2 tRNA genes and 3 rRNA genes are annotated in these 5,572 nt (G+C 45.0%); all 5 read left to right on the top strand.

From position 1 onward, the window contains the following. The first annotated feature begins 403 nt into the window (after positions 1-403). The 5 genes from HNV10_RS16940 (at position 404) to rrf (ending at position 5,505) form a co-directional block, all read left to right on the top strand. Positions 404-1,929, top strand: a 16S ribosomal RNA gene (locus HNV10_RS16940). A gap of 94 nt (positions 1,930-2,023) precedes the next feature. Beyond that, a tRNA-Ile gene (locus HNV10_RS16935) sits at positions 2,024-2,097 on the top strand. 98 nt (positions 2,098-2,195) lie between these two features. Further along, positions 2,196-2,269: transfer RNA gene (locus tag HNV10_RS16930), tRNA-Ala, on the top strand. 199 nt (positions 2,270-2,468) lie between these two features. Continuing rightward, a 23S ribosomal RNA gene (locus HNV10_RS16925) occupies positions 2,469-5,291 on the top strand. Between the two features lie 104 nt (positions 5,292-5,395). After that, a 5S ribosomal RNA gene (rrf, locus tag HNV10_RS16920) occupies positions 5,396-5,505 on the top strand. The 16S, 23S and 5S rRNA genes sit together here with 2 tRNA genes alongside, the layout of an rRNA operon. The last annotated feature ends 67 nt before the right edge of the window (positions 5,506-5,572 follow it).

The raw sequence follows: 5,572 nt of genomic DNA, 5'->3' as shown, positions 1-5,572 counted from the left end.
AAAAAAACGCATTCATATGTATGTGGTTTCAAGGGTATTAAAAAAAAGGCAGAAATAAAATTAAAAAAGTAGTTGTGGGATTAAAAAAGGGTTTTATATTTGCACCCCGAAACAAAGACAACGAGTCAAGTTTCAGAAGTTCATTATCATTATAATTTAGGTTTGAAAAAATAAATAAATTTTTTTGAAATTAAATTTGTGAGAATAAAAAAAGGGTTTTATATTTGCACCCGCTTAACGAGGAAACGAGTTTAGGTAAAGAAAAAAAGTTCATTAACATATTGAATTGACAGCGTAAATTTTAATTGGAAACGGTTAAAATAAAACAAGAGAATAAATCATTTAGAGTACTAGAATAATTCCTATTAGTTGTTAAAGAGATAGTCGTAAGACTTAAAATTTAACGATGAAGAGTTTGATCCTGGCTCAGGATGAACGCTAGCGGCAGGCCTAACACATGCAAGTCGAACGGTAACAGGGAAGAGCTTGCTCTTTTGCTGACGAGTGGCGCACGGGTGCGTAACGCGTATATAATCTACCTTTTACAGGGGGATAGCCTTTAGAAATGAAGATTAATACCCCATAGTAAGTTGTTTTGGCATCGAAATAACTTTAAAGCTTCGGCGGTAAAAGATGAATATGCGTTCTATTAGCTAGATGGTGTGGTAACGGCACACCATGGCGACGATAGATAGGGGCCCTGAGAGGGGGATCCCCCACACTGGTACTGAGACACGGACCAGACTCCTACGGGAGGCAGCAGTGAGGAATATTGGACAATGGGCGAGAGCCTGATCCAGCCATGCCGCGTGCAGGAAGACTGCCCTATGGGTTGTAAACTGCTTTTATACGGGAAGAACCCCATCTACGTGTAGATGGCTGACGGTACCGTAAGAATAAGGATCGGCTAACTCCGTGCCAGCAGCCGCGGTAATACGGAGGATCCAAGCGTTATCCGGAATCATTGGGTTTAAAGGGTCCGTAGGTGGATAATTAAGTCAGGGGTGAAAGTCTGCAGCTCAACTGTAGAATTGCCTTTGATACTGGTTATCTTGAATTATTGTGAAGTGGTTAGAATATGTAGTGTAGCGGTGAAATGCATAGATATTACATAGAATACCAATTGCGAAGGCAGATCACTAACAATATATTGACACTGATGGACGAAAGCGTGGGGAGCGAACAGGATTAGATACCCTGGTAGTCCACGCCGTAAACGATGGTCACTAGCTGTTCGGACTTCGGTCTGAGTGGCTAAGCGAAAGTGATAAGTGACCCACCTGGGGAGTACGTTCGCAAGAATGAAACTCAAAGGAATTGACGGGGGCCCGCACAAGCGGTGGAGCATGTGGTTTAATTCGATGATACGCGAGGAACCTTACCAGGGCTTAAATGTAAGTTGCATTAGTTAGAGATAGCTATTTCTTCGGACTACTTACAAGGTGCTGCATGGTTGTCGTCAGCTCGTGCCGTGAGGTGTCAGGTTAAGTCCTATAACGAGCGCAACCCCTGTTGTTAGTTGCCAGCATGTAAAGATGGGAACTCTAACAAGACTGCCGGTGCAAACCGTGAGGAAGGTGGGGATGACGTCAAATCATCACGGCCCTTACGTCCTGGGCTACACACGTGCTACAATGGTAGGGACAGAGAGCAGCCACTTCGCGAGAAGGAGCGAATCTATAAACCCTATCACAGTTCGGATCGGAGTCTGCAACTCGACTCCGTGAAGCTGGAATCGCTAGTAATCGCATATCAGCCATGATGCGGTGAATACGTTCCCGGGCCTTGTACACACCGCCCGTCAAGCCATGGAAGCTGGGAGTGCCTGAAGTCCGTCACCGTAAGGAGCGGCCTAGGGTAAAATCGGTAACTAGGGCTAAGTCGTAACAAGGTAGCCGTACCGGAAGGTGCGGCTGGAACACCTCCTTTCTAGAGAAAGACGACTAATAAGGAAAGTTCTATAATAAAGGAAATAATTAATTTATTCTCTTGCTGTTAATTTAATTTTATAATAATTAAGTAGAGTCTCATAGCTCAGCTGGTTAGAGCGCTACACTGATAATGTAGAGGTCGGCAGTTCGAGTCTGCCTGAGACTACTAATTAAAGGAAATTCTGGAAGATGAGTATCCCAAGTTGACGTATAAGTCATCATTTAACTGATAACTGTTAACTGATAACTGACTACTTAATAAATGGGGGATTAGCTCAGCTGGCTAGAGCGCCTGCCTTGCACGCAGGAGGTCATCGGTTCGACTCCGATATTCTCCACAAAATTTCTTGTTGAGGCAAGAAATAGAAAGTTCATTGACATATTGAAAAAGATACATGAAATAATATAGAGAGATTTATCTCTTTATGAAATAATAGTGATTAATTAGGGTTTACGAGCTTATTAATTAATCACAAAGTTTAATTTTTAGCTTTAGGGTTAAAAATTAAATAGTAACTCATTAAAAAGACAAAAGTACAATAAGCTAAATAAGAGCGTATGGGGAATGCCTAGGCTCTCAGAGGCGATGAAGGACGTGATAAGCTGCGAAAAGCTACGGGGATTGGCACATACAAATTGATCCGTAGATATCCGAATGGGGCAACCCAGCATGTTGAAGACATGTTATCCGCAAGGAGGCAAACCCGGAGAACTGAAACATCTAAGTACCCGGAGGAGAAGAAAACAAAAGTGATTCCGATAGTAGCGGCGAGCGAAATTGGATTAGCCCAAACCAGTATTGTTACGGCAATGCTGGGGTTGTAGGACCACGATATTCGATGCATAATGAATTAGAACAGTTTGGAAAGACTGACCAAAGAGGGTGATAGTCCCGTATAAGTAAAGATTGTTTAGATAGTGGTATCCTGAGTAGTGCGGGGCACGTGAAACCCTGTGTGAATCAGTCGGGACCATCCGATAAGGCTAAATACTCCTGAGAGACCGATAGTGAACTAGTACCGTGAGGGAAAGGTGAAAAGAACCCTGAATAAGGGAGTGAAATAGAACCTGAAACCATACGCTTACAAGCGGTCGGAGCCCTTTAGGGTGACGGCGTGCCTTTTGCATAATGAGCCTACGAGTTACCGTTGCTAGCAAGGTTAAGGACTTCAGGTCCGGATCCGTAGCGAAAGCGAGTCTGAATAGGGCGCTTTAGTTAGTAGTGGTAGACGCGAAACCGTGTGATCTACCCATGGGCAGGGTGAAGCTGTGGTAACACACAGTGGAGGCCCGAACCGGTTGACGTTGAAAAGTCTTCGGATGACCTGTGGGTAGGGGTGAAAGGCCAATCAAACTCGGAAATAGCTCGTACTCCCCGAAATGCATTTAGGTGCAGCGTTGATTTATAGTTTTATAGAGGTAGAGCTACTGATTGGATGCGGGGGCTTCACCGCCTACCAATTCCTGACAAACTCCGAATGCTATAAAATGTTAATCAGCAGTGAGGGCATGGGTGCTAAGGTCCATGTCCGAGAGGGAAAGAACCCAGACCATCAGCTAAGGTCCCCAAATGTATGTTAAGTTGAATAAACGAGGTTGAACTGCTTAGACAGCTAGGATGTTGGCTTGGAAGCAGCCATTCATTTAAAGAGTGCGTAACAGCTCACTAGTCGAGCGGTTCGGCATGGATAATAATCGGGCATAAACATACTACCGAAGCTATGGACTTGTAAAAGTGGTAGGGGAGCATTGTAGTGTCGTCGAAGGTGTACTGCGAGGTATGCTGGAGAAGCTACAAAAGAAAATGTAGGCATAAGTAACGATAATGCGGGCGAGAAACCCGCACACCGAAAGACTAAGGTTTCCTCAGCTATGCTAATCAGCTGAGGGTTAGTCGGGACCTAACGCGAACCCGAAAGGGGTAGTGGATGGACAACAGGTTAATATTCCTGTACCTGCTCACACTAAACGTGACGGAGGCGAAAAGTTAGTGCGTACTGACGGAATAGTACGTTGAAGCGAGTAGTAATACCGCGATAGTACACTGAGACTACGGTCAAGGTGATAATCTAGCAAATCGACTTCCAAGAAAAGCAAGTGAAGCAGCCCGTACCCTAAACCGACACAGGTAGTTGGGATGAGAATTCTAAGGTGCTCGAGAGATTCATGGCTAAGGAACTAGGCAAAATAGACCCGTAACTTCGGGAGAAGGGTCGCCCATCGTAAGATGGGCCGCAGTGAAAAGGTCCAGGCGACTGTTTATCAAAAACACAGGGCTCTGCTAAATCGAAAGATGATGTATAGGGCCTGACACCTGCCCGGTGCTGGAAGGTTAAGTGGAGGGTTTAGAAGTTTACTTCGAAGATCTCAAATGAAGCCCCAGTAAACGGCGGCCGTAACTATAACGGTCCTAAGGTAGCGAAATTCCTTGTCGGGTAAGTTCCGACCTGCACGAATGGTGTAACGATCTGGACACTGTCTCAGCCATGAGCTCGGTGAAATTGTAGTATCGGTGAAGATGCCGATTACCCGCTGTGGGACGAAAAGACCCCGTGCACCTTTACTATAGCTTAGTATTGGTTTTGGATAAGTAATGTGTAGGATAGGTGGGAGACTTTGAAGTGGCGTCGCTAGGCGTTGTGGAGTCATTGTTGAAATACCACCCTTTGCTTATCTAGAGTCTAACTTTCAATGAAAGGACAGTGCTTGGTGGGTAGTTTGACTGGGGTGGTCGCCTCCAAAAGAGTAACGGAGGCTTCTAAAGGTTCCCTCAGCACGCTTGGTAACCGTGCGTAGAGTGCAATGGCATAAGGGAGCTTGACTGAGAGACATACAGGTCGATCAGGTACGAAAGTAGAGCATAGTGATCCGGTGGTTCCGTATGGAAGGGCCATCGCTCAAAGGATAAAAGGTACGCCGGGGATAACAGGCTGATCTCCCCCAAGAGCTCATATCGACGGGGGGGTTTGGCACCTCGATGTCGGCTCGTCACATCCTGGGGCTGGAGAAGGTCCCAAGGGTTGGGCTGTTCGCCCATTAAAGTGGCACGCGAGCTGGGTTCAGAACGTCGTGAGACAGTTCGGTCTCTATCTACAGTGGGCGTTAGAAATTTGAGTGGATCTGACTCTAGTACGAGAGGACCGAGTTGGACGAACCTCTGGTGTACCTGTTGTTCCGCCAGGAGCATTGCAGGGTAGCTACGTTCGGAAGGGATAAGCGCTGAAAGCATATAAGCGCGAAACCCACCACAAGATGAGATTTCTTTAAAGGGTCGTGGAAGATTACCACGTTGATAGGCTATAGGTGTAAAGGCAGTAATGTCATAGCCGAGTAGTACTAATAACCCATAGGCTTATTGTACGCCTGTTTTTTTATAAAGTTTACAATCTATTATATAAGTTATTCATGTGATTTTTTCAATATGTCAACAATATTAGTGTTGATTATTTATAACAACCAAAATTTAAGGTGGTTATAGCGACGGGGCTCACCTCTTACCATTCCGAACAGAGTAGTTAAGCCCGTTTGCGCCGATGGTACTGCTTAACTGTGGAAGAGTAGGTCACCGCCTTTTTTTACCGAATTAATCGGTATTGTAAAACCCTTACTATATTATTTAGTAAGGGTTTTTGTGTTTTATA

Origin of the sequence: Winogradskyella litoriviva (assembly GCF_013249065.1) — a bacterium.
GTDB lineage: Bacteria > Bacteroidota > Bacteroidia > Flavobacteriales > Flavobacteriaceae > Winogradskyella > Winogradskyella litoriviva.
The sequence above is the reverse complement of the archived record's forward strand: the minus strand, read 5'-3'. Positions and strand labels throughout refer to the sequence as shown.